The 16,035-nt window shown below is 36.5% G+C and carries 14 protein-coding genes and 1 riboswitch; of the genes, 2 read left to right on the top strand and 12 right to left on the bottom strand.

Going from position 1 to position 16,035, the window contains the following annotated elements; genetic code table 11:
- Positions 1 to 8: 8 nt before the first annotated feature.
- From BUC25_RS15870 to BUC25_RS15845, 7 genes are all read right to left on the bottom strand, one after another.
- The gene (locus tag BUC25_RS15870) at positions 9 to 737 is read right to left on the bottom strand and encodes an exonuclease domain-containing protein (protein WP_073202869.1); all 729 of its coding nucleotides are present in this window, start codon (positions 735 to 737) and stop codon (positions 9 to 11) included.
- Complete coding sequence (locus BUC25_RS15865; protein WP_084543502.1) at positions 731 to 1,693, bottom strand: DUF294 nucleotidyltransferase-like domain-containing protein; 963 nt, start codon at positions 1,691 to 1,693, stop codon at positions 731 to 733. The genes BUC25_RS15870 and BUC25_RS15865 overlap by 7 nt, the downstream gene beginning before the upstream one ends.
- Positions 1,694 to 1,729: 36 nt before the next feature.
- Positions 1,730 to 2,998 (bottom strand): ammonium transporter, encoded by a 1,269-nt coding sequence (locus BUC25_RS15860; protein WP_073202867.1) that lies wholly within the window; start codon positions 2,996 to 2,998, stop codon positions 1,730 to 1,732.
- A gap of 373 nt (positions 2,999 to 3,371) precedes the next feature.
- Complete coding sequence (locus BUC25_RS15855; RefSeq protein WP_073202866.1) at positions 3,372 to 5,309, bottom strand: fructose-specific PTS transporter subunit EIIC; 1,938 nt, start codon at positions 5,307 to 5,309, stop codon at positions 3,372 to 3,374.
- A gap of 369 nt (positions 5,310 to 5,678) precedes the next feature.
- On the bottom strand, positions 5,679 to 7,613 hold the full coding sequence (locus tag BUC25_RS15850; protein WP_073202865.1) for a BglG family transcription antiterminator: 1,935 nt from the start codon (positions 7,611 to 7,613) through the stop codon (positions 5,679 to 5,681).
- 398 nt (positions 7,614 to 8,011) lie between these two features.
- Positions 8,012 to 8,167, bottom strand: coding sequence for a hypothetical protein (locus tag BUC25_RS19450; RefSeq protein WP_170862720.1), 156 nt, complete (start codon positions 8,165 to 8,167; stop codon positions 8,012 to 8,014).
- A 117-nt stretch (positions 8,168 to 8,284) separates the two neighbouring features.
- The gene (locus BUC25_RS15845) at positions 8,285 to 8,500 is read right to left on the bottom strand and encodes a CDGSH iron-sulfur domain-containing protein (protein WP_058305898.1); all 216 of its coding nucleotides are present in this window, start codon (positions 8,498 to 8,500) and stop codon (positions 8,285 to 8,287) included.
- Positions 8,501 to 8,611: 111 nt separating this feature from the next.
- Between BUC25_RS15845 and BUC25_RS15840 the strand changes: the two genes are divergently transcribed.
- Entirely contained in the window at positions 8,612 to 8,980 is a 369-nt protein-coding gene (locus BUC25_RS15840) for a carboxymuconolactone decarboxylase family protein (protein WP_073202864.1), read from the top strand.
- Positions 8,981 to 9,044: 64 nt separating this feature from the next.
- Here BUC25_RS15840 and metA read toward each other — a convergent pair whose 3' ends face one another.
- The 4 genes from metA to sfnG all read right to left on the bottom strand — a co-directional run bounded on the left by metA (position 9,045) and on the right by sfnG (position 12,572).
- Complete coding sequence (gene metA / locus BUC25_RS15835; RefSeq protein ID WP_073202863.1) at positions 9,045 to 9,950, bottom strand: homoserine O-acetyltransferase MetA; 906 nt, start codon at positions 9,948 to 9,950, stop codon at positions 9,045 to 9,047.
- A gap of 236 nt (positions 9,951 to 10,186) precedes the next feature.
- Positions 10,187 to 10,801, bottom strand: a complete 615-nt coding sequence (locus BUC25_RS15830) for a YpjP family protein (protein ID WP_073202862.1) — start codon at positions 10,799 to 10,801, stop codon at positions 10,187 to 10,189.
- 101 nt (positions 10,802 to 10,902) lie between these two features.
- Positions 10,903 to 11,493, bottom strand: coding sequence for an NADPH-dependent FMN reductase (locus BUC25_RS15825; protein WP_073202861.1), 591 nt, complete (start codon positions 11,491 to 11,493; stop codon positions 10,903 to 10,905).
- Positions 11,490 to 12,572, bottom strand: a complete 1,083-nt coding sequence (gene sfnG, locus BUC25_RS15820) for a dimethylsulfone monooxygenase SfnG (protein ID WP_073202860.1) — start codon at positions 12,570 to 12,572, stop codon at positions 11,490 to 11,492. The genes BUC25_RS15825 and sfnG overlap by 4 nt, the downstream gene beginning before the upstream one ends.
- 105 nt (positions 12,573 to 12,677) lie before the next feature.
- Positions 12,678 to 12,786, bottom strand: a riboswitch (SAM riboswitch).
- 143 nt (positions 12,787 to 12,929) lie between these two features.
- Here sfnG and BUC25_RS15815 point away from each other — a divergent pair.
- Entirely contained in the window at positions 12,930 to 13,754 is an 825-nt protein-coding gene (locus BUC25_RS15815) for an MBL fold metallo-hydrolase (RefSeq protein ID WP_073202859.1), read from the top strand.
- A 175-nt stretch (positions 13,755 to 13,929) separates the two neighbouring features.
- Here BUC25_RS15815 and BUC25_RS15810 read toward each other — a convergent pair whose 3' ends face one another.
- Positions 13,930 to 15,339 (bottom strand): DHA2 family efflux MFS transporter permease subunit, encoded by a 1,410-nt coding sequence (locus BUC25_RS15810; RefSeq protein ID WP_073202858.1) that lies wholly within the window; start codon positions 15,337 to 15,339, stop codon positions 13,930 to 13,932.
- Positions 15,340 to 16,035 lie beyond the last annotated feature (696 nt).

The following is a 16,035-nucleotide window of genomic DNA, read 5'->3' as shown; positions in this document are numbered from 1 at the left end:
CTTTCAGGTTAAGACAAGCTTGCAATATGCGTATAAATATCTCTTAAATTGGTAAATCCCATCTCTTCCACTTTTTTAACATTTTCAGACCATAATTTCGCCGTCGCTGCTGCATCATATAATGCATGATGTCTTCGGCCAATGTCTACCCCATAATGATCACACCAGTCATCTAAAGTAACATACGCACTGTCAGGTGATACTACTTTCATCAAAAAAGTTGTGTCTATGAGGCGGTGTTGAAAATTCGATTTTAACGCCGTCCAACTAGCATGTTTCATAAATTGTTTTTCATGACTAGAATGATGCGCCACTAGAGTATCACTTCTTACAAACTGAAAAAATTGTCTTAACACTTCAGGTAAATCAGCGGCTTGATTTAATTCGGATGCTGTGATCCCTGTCAATACTTCAATTTCTTTTGGTGGGGGTAATTCACTATAAATGGTTTTATAGAATAATTGATTATTTAATATATCTGCGCCTTTCATTTTAACGGCACCGATCGAAAGAATACGATCACCATTATATGGATAAAAACCTGTTGTCTCAATATCAAACACAACTGTATCTAAATCCTTAAAGGGTGTATTAAGTACATCCTTTTGCTTTAACTCTCGTTGCAAGTTACGCATATACGCAATTTGTCTTGCGTCTGTCTGACTTGACACAGGGTTTATATCGCTCATTTTTCCTGACATCTGTTTGATAAAATGAAGCATTTGATTCATTACCATTTAGAACACTCATTTTTTAATGATTTTTTGGTCTGACTAAAAAGTGCTGAACCCTTTTTCATGTATTGCTTCAACTCCTGTTTATCGCTTTTGGTTAATTGTTTCAAAGGAATATAATGCACTTCTTGATAATTATTAGCCTGCTGAGCAAAACGAAACTTAAATTCTAATAAGCTCTGAAATAATGATTGATATTGTTCTAAATACGGATATTTCCTCTTTAAAGTGGTAAAGCGATCTAATGTAGGTGCCTTTGTTGCTTCATTTGTTATAGCTAACAATCTAAGAGAATTTATATAAGGGAATAAGGTGGTTGTCTTAATATTGATTTGTCCCATCATTTGTCCTGATGGTTCTGGTAACAATTGTCCAAAAACCCCGATTCCTTTTCTAATAAAACCGACATTATCTATTAATCTTGATACAACTCCAGGATGGTCTTTAATATAAGAAAAGATTACTTGCTTAATCTCTGCTAAAAAATGTTGATTTCCAATTAATACACGGGAATCAAAGAATGTTAAAAAGTGCCTAAGAGATTGCCAGTTCGCCTCTTCAAGCCATGTGGTTACTTGTTTCTTCCAATCCGCTACTGAATTGGTCCACATTGATTCAGAAGCCATAACTTTACCTTCACAGCGCTCATAACCTACTATTTCTAAGCCTGAAACAATTTCTTCTCCTAATAATAGAAAGTATTCTTTTTCACCTTGATTACCATCATAGATGATGCCATGATCTTGATCACTCCAGATTGACTGCTCACTTCTACCGGCACTACCCATTAGAAAAAAAGCGAAGGGAGCAGGGACTTTTCCCTGCTCTTCTTCTACCTTCTCCATTGCAAGCTGAACGGTTTGTTCCATTACCTCATCATGTAGTGCATTGAGCTGACGATGATTTACTTGCTTATGGATATGTTGCTCCCGATATTGTTTAATTTCTTGATAACCCATGTCGGAAGTCCTCTCCTTTAATTGAGAAGTAAACATTTATTTTGCCTGTTCCTCACTTGGATGTGGAATGTTTTCAGGATAACCATAGCTACCGTGCTCACTTAAGTCAAGGCCGATAATTTCTTCTTCTTCAGAAACTCGTAGACCACCCATTACTTTATCCATTACTTTCAGAATGATGAAAGATACGATAAATGCATAAACACCACTAGCTGCTACACCTAAGACCTGAACACCTAACTGTTCTAATCCACCACCATAGAATAATCCTGGTTGACCCCAATCCATTCCTACAGATAATTCATTTGTGGCGAAGAAACCTGTTGAAATTGTCCCCCAGATACCTACAGTTCCGTGAACAGATAGTGCAAAAATCGGATCATCAATTCGAGCACGATCAAAGAATTTCATACTACCAACGACAATGATACCACCAATAACACCAATTAGAACGGCTGCCCATGGCTCAACAAAACCACAAGAAGCTGTAATTGCGACTAAACCTGCTAAAGCACCATTTAACATAGTTGGAACATCTGCTTTGCCTGTTAGAGCCCAAGCAACAAATAATGCAGCAACTGCACCTGCTGCAGCACCTAGTTGTGTATTTAAAATAACATATCCAAAGAATGCATCCGATACCCCGAATGTACTCGCACCGTTAAATCCGAACCAACCTACCCAAAGTAGTAGAACTGCTAATGCTGTATATACTTGGTTGTGTCCAGCTAATTCGTTGGATGAACCATCTTTATTATATTTACCAATACGTGGTTTTAAGATAACTGTAGCTGCCAATGCTGCCATTGCACCTGTTAAGTGTACTACTGTTGAACCTGCAAAGTCTTGTTTTCCATGATCAGCTAACCAACCGCCACCCCAGATCCAGTGTGCAACTACTGGATATACTAAAGCTGAGAATAATACCGCAAATACAACGTACGCTGACAATTTTGCACGTTCAGCAAAACCACCGAATGCAATTGTTAAAGCGACTAACGCAAACATCATTTGGAACATAAAATCAACTGCTGGAGATAATCCGTCTCCACTAAAGGATGTATCACCATAAAAGAAATTTGATAATCCAATGAACCAGTTTCCTTCACCGTAAATAAATCCATAACCTACAGCCCAAAATACAAGAGATCCAATTCCCGCAGTAAAAATTGTTTTACCAGCAATATGTCCGGCATTTTTCATTCTCGTTGAACCAGCCTCAAGTAGAATAAATCCTCCAAGCATTAATAAAACTAAGAAAGTACCAATAATGACCCATAAATTATCCATAAGTACAGTTTCCATAATGTTTTTCCTCTCCTTGTAAATAATATTAACATCAACTGTTAAATATAGTGTAAGGCGATTTCAGAATATTCACAATTTAGATGTTAGATTATCTAACAAGGTTTTTAATAAGGATATTTTTTCGATTTATTTACTAGTAAACTGCATTATTTATTTGAAAGTAAGTGCTTTGCAAGAAGAGAATAATAAGAGAGCTTCAGCCCTTATAATAAAAGCCCTTTTCTTTGTATTTATTTGTATTTGAAAAGGGCTTGTTTGTTTATCACGAAGCATTGGTTCTGCAGGATTAATGGAATCTAATTTAAAGAGATAAGTTTCGATTCAATCAGCGGAGGTTTTTTACCTACCACTGATTGAATGAAGTCTCATTTTATTTGATTTCTTCTAATAATTCATATGCTTCCTGATCAGTTTGCGCACGCAATAATTCATCTCTATATTCATCATCCATCAACTTACGTGAAAGCATTTGAAGTATCTTCAAGTGGGCATCGCCTTCCGCATGTTTCGGTACAGCAATCATAAAGATCAATTTTGCTAAGGAATCATCTGCACTATGCCAGTCCACTCCATCTTTTTTAATACCGAAAACAACACGTGGAGCTTTGACAGCATCTGATTTACCATGAGGAATTGCTACATTCATACCAATACCTGTAGAGCTCTCTTCCTCACGAGCTAATATTGCTTCTCTAAAATCATCTGATGATGTCAACGCATTCTCACTGTCTAATTTTGTTATCAATTCATCAATAACACTATCTCTTGAAGTCGCATTTAAGCTTATATCAATTAAATTTATATTCGTAATATCTGTTAATTTCGTGATGTTCTCTACTTTTTGTGCAGATGTTTCAGTCTCAGTTGTTTGTTCATCTGAAGCCTCTGATGTTTCTTCATTTATTGGACGATCAACATCCTTCTTCAAAAACTTAATCATAAAGGCTGTCACAACGGCACCGATAATAATTGCTACAAAAAACATCAAGACATTATCAACTGCACCTAATATTCCTACGATTGGTCCACCATGCGCTACTCGATCCCCTACACCACTTAACATCGCGATTACGGAACCTGTCATCGAACCAACCATAATACTTGGGATAACACGCAAAGGGTCTTGTGCGGCAAATGGGATCGCACCTTCTGTAATCCCAAAGAAGCCCATTGTTATCGATGCTTTACCTGTTTCTTGTTCTGCTTTCTCAAACTTATTTTTAAATAGTAAGGTTGCTAATCCTAAGCCAATTGGCGGAACAGCAATCGCTACTGCAATCGGACCCATTATTTCATAATTACCTTCCCCGATCATAGCAGCACCGAATAAGAAGGCAACTTTATTTACAGGACCACCCATGTCAAAGGAAATCATTGCACCAAGTATAAGTGCCAATAATATAGAACTTGTTCCTTGCATTCCTTGTAACCATCCAGTAAGTGACTCAAACACTTGTGCAACTGGTGCACCAATTAATAATACAAATAAAAGGCCAACTACTAAGGAAGATAACACTGGAATAATAATAATCGGCATGATCGGTTGCATCATCTTTGGAACTTGTACTTTCTTGATCCATAGAGCTACATACCCTGCTAAGAAACCAGCAATGATACCACCAAGAAAACCTGCACTTGCTTCACTTCCATAAAAACTACCGTTCGCTGCAATATAACCACCGATCATACCAGGCGCTAAACCAGGACGATCCGCAATACTGTAAGCGATGTAGCCTGCTAATATTGGTACCATAAAGCTAAATGCTGCTGCACCAATTTGTTCGATCGTCTTCCAGAATGAATCTTCAGGGATGGCGATTCCACCTTCACCCGGAACACCACCAATCGTTAAAGCAATCGCAATTAACAAACCACCAACAACGATAAATGGTACCATAAAGGAAACACCATTCATTAAATGACGATAAATTGGATTTTGTTTTGTTGATTCCGAAGAAGTAGGCATCTTATCCTTGTTACTGCTTCCTCCTCCATTAAAAACGGGTGCGTCCTCACCTAATGCCTTTTCAATTAAGTTCTTTGGATTACGGATTCCTTCTTGAACACCTACCGCAATTAATTTCTTACCAACGAACCGATCTTTTTCAACTGCTTTATCTGCTGCAATAATAATTGCTTCCGCCTCTTCAATTTCAGCTGATGTTAATTCATTTTCAGCTCCGATTGATCCTTGTGTTTCTACTTTTATATCAATATTCATTTCTTCCGCTGCTTTTTCTAAGTTCTCCGCAGCCATATACGTATGCGCTATGCCATTCGGACACGAAGTAATCGCTAATACTTTCATATACATTCACCCCTCTAATTTGTTTGTTAAAGGTAGTATACCCTGATTTTCTTGTTTCAAAATCGCGGATTATTACCAAAACTTCTGGTAAAAAGGAATTATAAGAAAATCGCAGAACGTCCGCTTAGAAACAGCGACTTCAGAATCAACTGAGATAAAGGAATCACTGAGAAAAGCGAACCGATGATGACTTTCACCTAAAGGCATAAGGGCGACTAAGCCTCTGATTTCACCACTCGGCAAGTCTTCTTTATCATAGGGCAATTTCGTGAAGTCACATAGTTTCTGTGCTCGGAGCTAGACATGGCGCCGCTTATACACTTTCTTTAATTATTTAAAAAGTCTTCATGCATATATCTGCATAAAGACTTAATCCATCAATGATAACAAGGAATGAATATCTCTTTCTTTTGTTAGTTTAGCTATCTTTGCTGGGTTACCTGCCAATCTTGAAATTTGATGAAATAATCGTCTCCGCTTTTCGGAGGATTCTTGTTTTAATGCAAGGAACAGTACAATTGAGACCGATTCCGTTCCCCATGTTATCGGCTCCTTTAATGTTGCAATCACTATTTTTGATTCTTTCACAAGATTTGGATTACCATGCGGGATAGCGATACCCCCTCCGATTGCAGTAGCTGCTGCTCGCTCACGCAATAAAGCTTGGTGACCATAATCCGCTTCTACTAGTCCCTCATATTCTAATCGCTCTGATAATTTTTCGATTATTTCAAATCGATGGTCTAATTGGAGGTGAATAAACGTATATTTCTCCTCCAGATAACTTTTCAATACCGAAGCATTTTCAACTTCTGTTTTGCTTTCCATTGTTAACATCTTTCGCAATTTAGCTTTATCTTTTTCGTTAAACAAAGGGGTAACCGTAATATATGGTACATTTAACTCATCTATAGGTACTGTCGATACGATCAAATCTACAGAATGTTCCATTAAAAAATCATCGAGTTTATTCTGGGGTAAGGTTGCTACAATCTCAATCTCTTGAAAAGTCGTTGCAATTTTTGATCGCATTATTTCAGAAACGCCAATTCCCATATGACAAACTACTATTATTTTCTTCAAATTATCTTGCTTACTTTTTAAGCGTTCCATAGAAGCTTGGTATTGCAAGGTTAAAAAGGCTACTTCATCTTCTGGTATATCATATGGTAATTCACCTTTCATGTCTTGTAATACATTTACCAACGCGTCAAACATAAATGGATACATTTGTTTAATATCCATCACCAATGGATTTTGAACTGGTAACGTATATTTTAACCGATTGATTACGGAATAAAGATGAATCTTGAGGCCATCTTTCAGCTTAGCGTCATTATAAAATGGTACTAACGCTAATATGCTAATGCGTTTGGTTAACTTTTCCATAACCTGCTCAGCCTGCTGATCAACCTCAATATCATAAGGGTAATCGCCATCTTGTTGTCCTCGAAATTTCGCTCCAATAAATTGCATGGTTAAATATCCGATTTCATGTTCCGGCAATTGCATGAGAAAACTTTGCTCGATTTCTTTCACAACTTCTAACATCCATTGGTATTCTTTCTTATCTGTGATTAATTTGAACTGATGATCACTTAATTCCATAAGGTGCCTCGTCTTAGTTCTTTTTATCATTACTAGGGTATATAGAATTAAATTTTTGATACTTTCATCGGTTAACGGCATACCGTATTTATGAATAAATTTTGAGAATAATTGCTCTATTATTTTCACTTCATATTGTGCAAACTGGTGGTATAAAAAAGAATTGGCTATTTCCAGTGCTTCTCCATTATATTCATCTATATGTTGTAATGCATATCGAATGTCTTTTTCTTCCGCTTCGACGACAATACCTACTTTTTGTTTTTTAATAAGTTTCACATTTTTCTTTGTTAACCATATTTCTATATGATCCATCACTTTCTTCATCGTTGTTTGAGAAACATAATATGTAGCAGCTAGGTGTTGTAATGAAGTGCTTTCATGAGTGAGAAGATCAAATAATATCTTCATTTCTTCTTCTTTTTTCAGTACATTTCTTTCTGAAGTGCTATTAGATTGGATAGATGACAACAACTCTTGTTTCTCATGTTCTTCGATCTCAATCGATATACCTACACCAGGTTTTCGGACAAGGCGACCATTACTACATTCTGTTATAAAGGATTCGATTACTTGCAAATCATTTCTAATTGTTTTTTCAGAACAGTTTAATTCCAATGCTAATTGTTGAACTAATAGTACTTTTTTCTCCATTAGTAATAAATCTCTTAAAATTTGTTTTTGTCTCTCCCTCATAAAATCACCACCCCTAGACTCCATTTAACTTTACTACACATCTATATCTACCGCAATTTAATGATTTTACGTATTAAAAAAACCGGGAAAGACCATCCGGTTTATGTAGTGGTAATTTTGAAATGGAAAATATGTATAACAACCGCTCCGGCTTGCCCACTTCGCTTTCCAATGGAAAACGCCACTGCATAGGAAACACTACGAAAGCTTGCTTGAGTAGATGTTGCATTTGTGCCCGTGGTAAAAGGGAAGTGGACAGCCGAAGCGGTGGATTCATATACACAACATTTCAAAATAATTACTTTAATAACAAATGCCTTGATACCGCAGATTATATACTCTCTCTTTGCTTACAATAAAAAAGCCACTACCTAAAATTGTAGTGGCTTCCAAAATTATTATAATAATTGCCCAAACACATAAGTTATTAAGAACCATAAAATTCCGAAAAATATGATCAAATAAGTAATATACTTAATTGCCGCAACGCCAACTTTACTAGAGTCTGTTTTCTTTTCTTTTTTTTCAATTTCGACATCTTTATTTTGATCCATTACAATTCTCCTTTCTGTGGTAACTTACTAATTAAATACCCAAAGGAGAAAAGTATAAAACACGCTCGAGAAAAGATAGGTGAAAAGCATTAGAATTCAATCTTGCTATTGCTAAGATTATTTCGCTCTAATTTGATCTTGAAAACCAATTTCTTTATGGGATCCATCACAAAAAGGTTTGTTTTTTGATGCGCCACATCTGCATAAAGAGAATTTTGGCTTTGTTTCAAATGGGTTTCCCTCTGCATCAACCAGTTCAACATCTCCAGTAACTAAAATCGATCCATTATCTCTTACTTTTAATTGTACTTTGTTATTCAATTCTTCACTCATCTTTATTACCCCCTAGCTAAATTTTATCGATTCTTTTTCCTTCTGTCTATACTATTTGCTGTATAAATTATTATGACTTTACACACATTAAAGTGAAAGGTGGGATCAAGAATGGAAAAACAAGAAAATATTCATTATTTTGACCAAGCGTTAGAAGATTACAAACGTGGCACAACGAGAATGAAACAACACTTACCTGAAATGACAGAAGGTTATTTTCATTTTACTGAAGAAGCATTTAAAGCAGGTACTATCGATAAAAAAAACAAGCAATTAATGGCTCTAGCAATAAGTATCTATGCACAAGATGAATATTGCATCATCTACCATACAAAAGGTGCAGTTGAGCACGATGCAAGTGAAACCGAAATCATGGAGACATTGGCAATTAGTGCTGCATTAGGCGGTGGAGCTGCTTTCGCTCAAGCAGTCACCCTGGCTATGGATACATATGCATACTACCAAGAAAAGCTCCATTAAAAGTAATCGAGTACACCTTATATTTTATACACAAAAGAAGTAGAGGAGGATTTCTCTACTTCTTTTATAATTGATAAGGTGTTTCCTGATATACATAATAGTTGAGCCAATTGGATATTAGCATATTCGAATGTGTCCGCCACTTTAATTTTGGAGTTTGAGTTGGGTCATCATTTGGATAATAATTTTCAGGTAATATAGGATTTAACCCTGCGGCACTATCACGATCGTATTCCTTTTGTATCGTAAAAGCATCATATTCCGGATGACCTGTAACGAAAATTTGCTTGCCGTCAGTAGACGCAACCATGTATACTCCTGCTTTTTCTGATTCACTTAAAATTTTCAACTGAGGTATTTTCTCAATATCACTTTTTCGAATATCTGCATTACGTGAGTGCGGGACTAAATACTCTTCATCAAAGCCACTCAATATTTTCTCTCTTGGGTCATTTAATGTATGTGTATAAATACCAGATAATTTTTCGTCCATAATATATTTATCAATCCCAAAATGATAATAAAGACCAGCCATAGCACCCCAACAAATATGGAGAGTTGAAGTAACATTTGTTTTACTCCATTCCATGATTTGAGACAACTCTTCCCAATAAGTTACATCTTCATATTGTAATTTTTCAATGGGTGCTCCCGTAATAATAAGTCCATCGTATTTGTTCGCTTTCACATCATCAATCGATTTATAAAACTGTTTTAAATGCTCAGGTGAAGTGTTTTTAGAAGTATGTGTGTTAGTGTGCAAAAGTCCTACATCTATTTGCAATGGACTATTTCCTAACAAACGTAATAAATGGGTTTCTGTTTGTTGCTTTAATGGCATTAAATTTAAAATTAATATTTTTAAAGGCCTTATATCCTGAGTAAATGCCCTGCTTTCATCCATAACGAAAATATTCTCTTCCTGCAATTTGCTCTTCGCTGGTAATAAATCCGGTACTTTAATAGGCATTTTATGTTCTCCTTTTTTGTAGAATAACCTTTTATTTAAAATCGACACAATACAGTGAGACTTTCCTAACTTAGATTCTAATTAAAGGCAAATCTTTTGATCGTTTACACCGTAATAAATACAATTCTACCTAGTTCATCAATTAAAATAAAGAAAATTGTTTTAAAATTCAAACATTATTCAAAAATCTAGATTATATGTTCAAAAAGGATGCCTTCCTTCAAGGCATCCTTTCTTTACGACATCCATTTAGGGGGTGTGTTTTTTCCCCAATATATTTCAGCTAACGGGAAATGCGCTTCAAATCGATCGTGCTCTAGATGATAATGGAATTGAAAATAAAAACCGTCTTGTGGTTTCTGAACTCTATTCACATGAAACCTCGCAACATCTTTTTTCTCTTTCGCATTGTACAAATTAAAAATTCGTTCACCGTACCCTGATGACGGATCCTCTGCAATCATCAAAAACTGACTATCTTCTTCGCCGATTGCACGAAATAATTCATCAAGTACTGATTGCAAATTTGGTAGCACAGATGTATCTAAATCGGTGTCAATTTTCGTTGAAATTTTTTCACCTAGTTTTACAAGAACTTGCTCCTCAGCTTGCTTTCTTAACTCTTCTAAATAGAGTTGATTTGAATCTTCTGGAGCAATAACGTCGTCTCTCGTTAAACTAGCATCTTCATCACTTTGTTCGGTTTGTAGTGATCGATCTTCACTAGGTTCTATTTCGCCCTTGTTGACGTCCGAATCGGCTTCCGCATCAAGATATATTGGTGGTACATATAGACCCAATGTTAAGATAGTTACTAATAAAACGGTTATTTTTTTCATCCATAATTTCATCTTAACCGCACTCCCTCACATCATCTTATTAAAAGTTTATCATGTTTTACAAATTTGTCCATACATGTGAGAGCATTTTTATTGTTTTACACAATTTTTACTTATGTTTGAGATAATGACTGTCTTGGAATCACTGGTTGTTCTGCCCCTATAACATTTCCATTAAGTTTCCTGCTAACTGTTACTACTGAATCTCCTAATTGGTGGAGTCTTTCTTTTATCGTTTCATCTGCTAACTGTTTGTTTACAAAATGGTCATTATGGGCGTATACATTTCCAGGTAATGTATATGCTTTAAAATAACCAGCTAACGGCTTTAATTGATGCTCAATCGCTAAATAATGATGGTACGTACCACCTGTAGCAATAAATGCTAGTACCTTTCCTCTCAGCGCGGTATTTGGTATTAAATCAAATACATTTTTTAACGCACCTGGTATCGATCCTCGGTAAATTGGTGTTCCCACAATCAATGCATCTGCTTGAACTACCTCTTCTATTAACCGTTTGGAATCTCCTTGATATTCAGATGGATCACGACCATCGCAAAAATCTAAGTGATAGTTTTTTAAATCTATTAGGTTCACATCTACCTCTGAATGTGATTGCTTAATATGACGAACAGTTTCTTTTACCGTTAACAATGTTTTTGACAAAGGAGTTAAACTTCCTGCAATTGCCGCTATCTTCATGATAGGACACCAGCTTCTTTTAATTCCTTCTCTTTCTTTTTTACTAATGGAATAACTTCTTCGCCAAACCGACGTAAATCCTCTTCATAATGGAAGTGGCCAGTTAACACTAAATCCACACCAATTTTTTTCAATTCAATGATGCGATCGGCGACTTGTTCAGCTGTTCCTATTAAACCTGTTTTAAAACCATCATTATATTGTACAAGATCTTCTTTTGAAGAATTGGCCCACATACCTTCTTTTTCTTTTGTGGATTGACCTGCTTCTTTTACGGCCTTTTGGAATCCCTTAACTGCATCATCATCAGCATTAGAGACAATGTCTCGCAATAATTGAACTGCTTCTTCCTCTGTATCGCGTACAATTGCGAACCCATTTACCGCGAATTTTACTTCTCTGCCTTCTTTCTTAGCTAATTCTTTAACCGTATTAATTTGTTTTTCAAATCCATCTAATGTATTACCATTCATAAAATAAAAATCTGAAACTCTTGATGCCATTTCTTTGGCTGCCTGGGAATTCCCCCCCTGAAAGATAGGTATATTCTTTTCTGGTTTAGGTTTCATTGGCGCATGATCGATCGAATAATAATCCCCTTCAAAGTTGGCTTCGTCTTCCGTAAACATCGCACGTAATACACGAATAAATTCTTCTGAACGCTTATAACGCTTGTCGTGATCGATCCACTCTTCACCATAAGAAGTAAATTCATCTTTTAACCAACCACTTACAACGTTTACTGCAGCTCGACCGTTAGTCACATGGTCTAAAGTTGATAGCATTTTAGCATATACAGCCGGGTGCCACAGACCTGGTAATACCGCTGCAATGACTTTTAGGTTTTTAGTTACTGCACCTAGAGCTGTCGCTAGCATAATGGCTTCTAGCTGTTTGTCTGCACCATAACTTGCAAAAAAACGCGTTTGTAATAACCCATAATCAAACCCTACTTCTTCTGCAATTTGTGCATATCGTTTATTGGCGTCAAAACTCCAATCCGTTCTTTGTGGCAATTTCGAAACAACTAATCCTCCACTTACATTTGGTACCCAAAAGGCAAATAATAAATCGCTCATCCTACATTCTCCTCACTTTTTATAAAAATTAAAAAAATCCTTCTCTATCGTTAGAGAAGGATTCAACAATTGAATTCAATAATACATAATCAATCTACGTGAATCTTCTCATCTTTAGGATCTATTAACAGATCCTCTGAAATTGGCACCGGGCACATTTGTGCTGGTTGCCGAGGCTTCGCAGGGTCAGTCCCTCCACCTCTCTGGATAAGAAAATAATTCGTTTATGAAGTTGTTGAAAAGCATAACATATCACATTTAAAAAGGCAAGTTGATTTTAGAATTTTCAGATTATTGTATAATTTACATGGTGAAAGACAGAATAAGAATACTGTTGTATTGTAAGGTGGGACAAATATGGATAAAGATCATCTGGATAAAGGAAAGCTCCTTGAACATGATTTCGATCATGCTGTACCAGAAGAAATAACGAGAGATGTTGCTTATTACCGAACAATTCTTTCCAATGTGATTATGATTGGTGCTCCGAATGAAGACTGGATTTTAGTGGATGCAGGTTTAAAAAGATACCAGGGTAGAATACTACATGCCTGTGAGGAGAGATATGGCACAAAACCACCCGCTGCTATTATTTTAACGCATGGACATTTTGACCATACTGGGTCAGCGAAAAGATTAGCAGAGCACTGGCACGTTCCGATTTATATACACGAAAAAGAAATGGATTACGTAACAGGAAAAAAAACCTACCCTCCAGGAGACCCTACAGTAGGTGGCGGGATGATTTCTTTATTATCAGGTCTATTCCCTACGAAACCAGAGCACTTAGAGGGACTTGTTACTGCTTTACCAAAGGATGGGAAAATTCCTCAATTAGAAGGTTGGCGCTATGTAGAAACAGCTGGTCACACTCCTGGACACATAAGTCTGTTTCGTGAAGAAGATCGTATGTTAATAGCTGGTGACGCTATTTCTACGGAAAAACCTGAATCATCACTTGCTGTCTTTTTCCCAATTCAACATGTATTTGGACCTCCAGCATACTTTACTCAGGATTGGATGGAAGCGGAGAATGCAGTGAAAAAGTTAGCAGATCTAGAACCCGATTATATAATAGCCGGACACGGTTTGCCGATGCAAGGCGAGACAATGAAACAGGAACTCAAAAAATTAGCAGAGAATTTCATCGATCAGGCCATCCCTAAACATAAGCGTCATTAATAGATTTTTCAACCATTTTAAAAAAAGATTTCTCTTGACTGGATATGTAATGCTGTAGACGGGATAATCATTTGTCTTCACAGGATAAGTCTTTATATCCAGTGAAGAGCAACGATTATCCCGTCAAGCGAAGGAGTTAACCCGTCAAGAGAAAAACATACTAACAGATCTAATTCTATTCTTTGTCATATTCTTCTGGGTTGATTGGTTTACTATTTTTAATAAAGAGAGATAAAATTAAACCTGCCAATGTAATAATGGATAACACTAAGAAAGCTGTATTCGCCCCAGTGATGGCTGGATAAGCTGCACCGCCCTCTTTGGCAATCGATTCTGAAGTTGTCATTACGGTAACGATGATTGCTGTACCAACAGAGGCAGAAACATTTCTTAACGTATTGTCCATCGCTGCACCATGTGCGATTAATTTTTTTGGTAACTGATTTAAACCAGCCGTAGCTGCAGGCATCATTACCATCGAAATCCCTAGCATTCGAATCGCAAAAACGACAGTTAAATAAGTAATTGAGGTTTTGTCATCCAAGATAGTATACAAGAAAGATCCAATTGTCATTAAAAAGAATCCTATAATCGAAAGCCATCTCGCTCCTATTTTGTCAAAAATTCGACCCGTGATCGGAGACATAATTCCTGTTATTATAGCACCAGGCAAAATAACCAAACCTGATTGCACTGCTGCAAAATCCCTTGCTTCCTGCATATATAATGGAATTAGTGTTTCCACTGCAATTAATCCCATAAAAGCAATCATACCTAACGTAACAGTTAAAGGGAAGATAGAGTATTTAAAAACTCGAAATTCCAACATCGGATGAGCTAATTTAAATTGTCTCAATATGAACCATATAAGCGATATGACACCTACGATTAACACAATAATCGTAACAGGTGCACCCCATCCATTATTTCCCGCACTAGTAAAACCGTACAATAAACCTCCAAAACCAAAGGATGATAATATTACCGAAGGAACGTCTAATTTTGGTTTGGATACTTCTGTAACATTTTTCATTACAAAGTACGCGATAATAATATCGATGATGGCAATAGGTAAAATTATGTAAAACAGGACCCGCCATGAATAATGTTCAGTAACCCAGCCGGATAATGATGGACCAATAGCTGGGGCGAAAGAGATAACTAAACCTACTAACCCCATAATACTGCCCCGCTTATTCACAGGAAAAATCATGAGAAATACGGTTTGCATTAATGGTAACATGACACCTGCACCAGCAGATTGGATCACACGGCCCGCTAATAAAAATCCAAATGTTGGAGCAATAGCTGCCACTAATGTACCAATTGTAAAGACAGTCATCGCAGTAATAAACAGTTGTCTGGTTGTAAAACGATCTATTAAAAAAGCTGTCACAGGAATCATAATTCCATTAACAAGCATAAAAATAGTTGTTAACCATTGCGCGGAGTTCGCTGTAATTCCCATTTCATTCATGATTGGAGGAATAGCTGTAATCATTAAGGTTTGATTCAAAATTGCAATAAACGCACCAGCTAACAATAAAGCAACAATAGTTCCTCGCTTCTGTATAGATGTAGACATTTTCTCACTCCCTGGGTGCAATTTATTTCTAGTCACGAAAGATATTGTATGCTTTTTCCACTCAAAAAGCAAAAAATGAGACTGGAACATATATTTTATATTCTTAACTTCAAACACGAACGATATAATATGTATTGTTGCGTAATATCTGGATACTATGCAATAAATGATGTAGTCATTTTGACAGTAAATTCGTGCGTAACAACCGCTACGGCTTGTTCGCTTCCCTTTCCATGGGGTTTTCCCTTCAGCTAACTTTTCCAAGCAAAAACCGCATGGAAAAGTGGATCTTCAGGTAAAACGAGTCCCATAGGAGTTGAAGCGAACGCCTACGCTAGTTATAGTGCTACAATAGATGCAAGAGTTTAAATAATGACACTATCGCATAATGTAGATAAAATACTAAAGAAAGGTCAAAATGATAGTTGTAACAACAGTTGTAGTATCCATATAGAGCGAAGGCGTCCGTTTTCACTCCTGCGGGCTGTTTTTTCCCTAAGATCCACTTTTAAAGCGAACTTTGCTTAAAAAGTTAGCTTAGGGCAAAAACCCGCGGAAAGGAAAACAGGCAAGCCGAAGCGATTGCAAAGCACATATAAAATTTCATAATCACCACTCAATTACCACTTCAGCTATGTCGCAGTATCTTCCTTATACGCATTAAAATCCAAGCGATCAAAGCACTAATCGTATGGA

The sequence above is a fragment of the Gracilibacillus kekensis genome, from assembly GCF_900143085.1.
Classification (GTDB): Bacteria; Bacillota; Bacilli; order Bacillales; family Amphibacillaceae; genus Gracilibacillus; species Gracilibacillus kekensis.
The sequence above is the reverse complement of the archived record's forward strand: the minus strand, read 5'-3'. Positions and strand labels throughout refer to the sequence as shown.